Genomic DNA, 3155 nt, shown 5'->3' on the forward strand with positions numbered 1-3155 from the left:
GGCCCGACGGCCGCCGTCGCCAAGCAATACGATGTCCGCGATTTCGACAGCATGGCCGAGCGCCGGATCAACACGGCGGCTCGGAAGGCCAGCCTTTCACTGGCGCTCGTCAACCACCCGCTGCACAATGCCAACGACGGATTCAGCCTGCTGCGCGCCAGGGAGATGTTCGCGGCCAAGACGGAAGAGCCGCAAGCCGTGGCGCCAGGTGTCGTGGTCATCCCGCTTACCGGCCTCACCGTGGCTTCGAACATGGTCTACACCCGCCTTGCGGACGGGCACGAATTCCTCTTCACCGGGGATGCCGCGATGATCGACAGCAGCTGGAAGGACGTGCTGCCCCCGGCGCGCATGGTCACCGGCCACTTGCGCGCGCCGGAGCGCAGGGAAATCGTCTCCTGGTTGATGACGATCAATGCCCTGGCACGCTCCGCTCCGCATATGACCATCGTATCGGGCCATGAACCGTCTGCGCTCACCTCGGCAAAGCGCGGATTCTCCAATTAAGGTGACTGAGACAACTGACTGGTCATGAACCGAAGTATAATGTAAACGGCCGCCGTCTATAGGGTAGAAGGCCCGGCACAAGTAACGCAGGACAACGCCTACGTGAACTACGAGCACATTTTCGACCAGGCCATCGAACGCCTGCACTCCGAAGGCCGCTACCGAGTCTTCATCGACATCCTGCGCAACAAGGGGGCCTACCCCAACGCACGATGCTTCGCCGGTCATAACGGCCCGAAGCCGATCACGGTCTGGTGCTCGAACGACTACCTTGCGATGGGCCAGCACCCCAAGGTCATCGAAGCGATGGAAGAGGCGCTGCACGACGTCGGCGCCGGTTCGGGCGGCACCCGCAACATCGGCGGCAACACACACTATCACATCGAGCTTGAGAGCGAGCTGGCCGACCTGCACGGCAAGCAGGGCGCGCTGCTGTTCACCTCCGGCTACGTCTCGAACGACGCCACGCTGTCGACGCTGGCCAAGCTGCTGCCCGGCTGCATCATCTTCTCGGACGAACTCAACCACGCCAGCATGATCGCGGGCATCCGCAATTCGGGCTGCGAAAAGAAGGTCTTCCGCCACAACGATCTCGAACACCTCGAGGAACTTCTGGCCGAAACCGATCCCGCAGTGCCCAAGCTGATCGCGTTCGAGTCGGTCTATTCGATGGACGGCGACATCGCCCCGATCCACGCGATCTGCGACCTGGCCGACAAGTACAACGCCCTCACCTACATCGACGAGGTTCACGCAGTCGGCATGTACGGCCCGCGCGGCGGCGGCATCACCGACCGCGACGAGGCGGCTCACCGCATCGACATCATCGAAGGCACGCTGGGCAAGGCATTCGGCGTCATGGGCGGCTACATCGCGGCCGATACCAAGATCATCGACTGCATCCGTTCGTATGCCCCGGGCTTCATCTTCACCACCTCGCTCTCGCCGGTCCTCGTTGCGGGCGTGCTTGCTTCGGTGAAGCACCTCAAGAGCTCGAGCGAGGAACGCGACGGCCAGCAGCGCTCGGCCGCCATGCTCAAGCAGATGTTCCGCGACGCGGGCCTGCCGGTCATGGATTCGACCACGCACATCGTCCCGCTGATGGTGGGCGATCCGGTCAAGGCCAAGAAGATCAGCGACATCCTGCTTGCCGAATACGGCGCCTATGTCCAGCCGATCAACTTCCCGACCGTGCCGCGCGGCACCGAGCGCCTGCGCTTCACCCCCGGCCCGGCCCATACGGAAGCCATGATGCGCGACCTGACCAACGCGCTGGTCGAGATCTGGGAGCGCATGGAGATGAAGCTGGCCGCCTGACAATCGGGCTTGACCAGGCTCTCTTTGACGCCTGCAACAATTTCTACTCCTCAGGGCTCCCCGCTGGTGCGGCGGAGCCCTTTTTTCTGATACCGCCAATCCCCAAGTGCTCCCCGTCGCGGCTGCGCGCGCCTCCTCACGGGACGCATTCCCCCTCCCCCCGACCGCGACATGATCATGAGGAATGACATGGCAAAGCTTTTCGAGCCGATTCAGGTCGGCAAACTGACCCTCGCCAACCGGATCGTCATCGCGCCGATGTGCCAGTACTCCGCCGAGCACGGTCGCATGACCGACTGGCACACGATCCACCTGGGCACCCTTGCCCAATCCGGCGCGGGCATCCTCACCATCGAGGCCGCTGCGGTCGCGCCGGAAGGACGTATCACTTACGCCGACGTCGGACTGTGGGACGATGAAACCGAAGCGGCGATGGGCAAGGTCCTCGAAAGCGTGCGGCGCTGGTCGGACATGCCGATCGCCCTGCAACTCGCCCATGCGGGTCGCAAGGCCAGCACGACGCGTCCGTGGGACGGCGGCGCGCAGATCGCACCCGGCGAGGAAAACGGATGGCAGACCGTTTCAGCGTCGGCAGCGCCCTTCCAGACCCATGAGAACCCGCCTGAAGCCCTAGATGCCGCTGGCCTTGCCCGCGTTCGCGATGCCTTTGCGGACTCCGCGCGCCGCGCTGCCCGCCTTGGCATGGATGTTATCCAGATCCACGCGGCGCACGGTTACCTGCTGCACCAGTTCCTCTCACCGCTCTCCAACCGACGCGAGGATGAATACGGCGGCAGCCTCGAAAACCGCCTGCGCTTCCCCCTCGAAGTCTACGACGCCGTGCGCGCGGCATTCCCGGCCGACAAGCCCGTGACCGTACGCGTGTCGGGCACCGACTGGGTCGACGGCGGGTGGGACGTCGAGCAGACCATCGCCTTTGCCCGCGCGCTCGAAGCGCGCGGCTGCGATGCCATCCACGTCTCCAGCGGCGGCCTGCATCCCGATCAGAAGATTCCCGTCGGCCCCAACTATCAGGTTCCGCTGGCACGAAAGGTCAAGGAGTCGGTATCGATGCCGGTCATCGCGGTCGGCCTGATTACCGAGCCGGAACAGGCAGAAGCCATCGTTGCCACCGGGGACGCCGACATGATCGCGATTGCCCGCACCGTCCTCTACGATCCGCGCTGGCCCTGGCATGCCGCCGCCAAGCTGGGCGCAAGGGTCAAGGTGTCCCCGCAGTACCTGCGTTGCCAGCCGCACACTTACAGGGACCTGTTCGAACAGGCCTGACCGGCATCGCAGCCAGAAACGAGAAAGCCCCCCCCCCCCCC

At 64.5% G+C, this 3155-nt stretch carries 2 protein-coding genes and 1 pseudogene; all 3 read left to right on the top strand.

Going from position 1 to position 3155, the window contains the following annotated elements:
* Window positions 1–507, top strand: a pseudogene (locus SPHV1_RS25565) (hypothetical protein); the annotation flags it as partial.
* Window positions 508–609: 102 nt separating this feature from the next.
* A complete protein-coding gene (gene hemA / locus SPHV1_RS23060) occupies window positions 610–1824 on the top strand; it encodes a 5-aminolevulinate synthase (RefSeq protein WP_054948342.1) in 1215 nt (404 codons plus the stop codon).
* A gap of 189 nt (window positions 1825–2013) precedes the next feature.
* Window positions 2014–3114, top strand: a complete 1101-nt coding sequence (locus SPHV1_RS23065) for an NADH:flavin oxidoreductase/NADH oxidase (RefSeq protein ID WP_054948343.1) — start codon at window positions 2014–2016, stop codon at window positions 3112–3114.
* Window positions 3115–3155: the final 41 nt, after the last annotated feature.

It is taken from the genome of Novosphingobium sp. KN65.2, from assembly GCF_001368935.1.
Classification (GTDB): domain Bacteria; phylum Pseudomonadota; class Alphaproteobacteria; order Sphingomonadales; family Sphingomonadaceae; genus Novosphingobium; species Novosphingobium mathurense.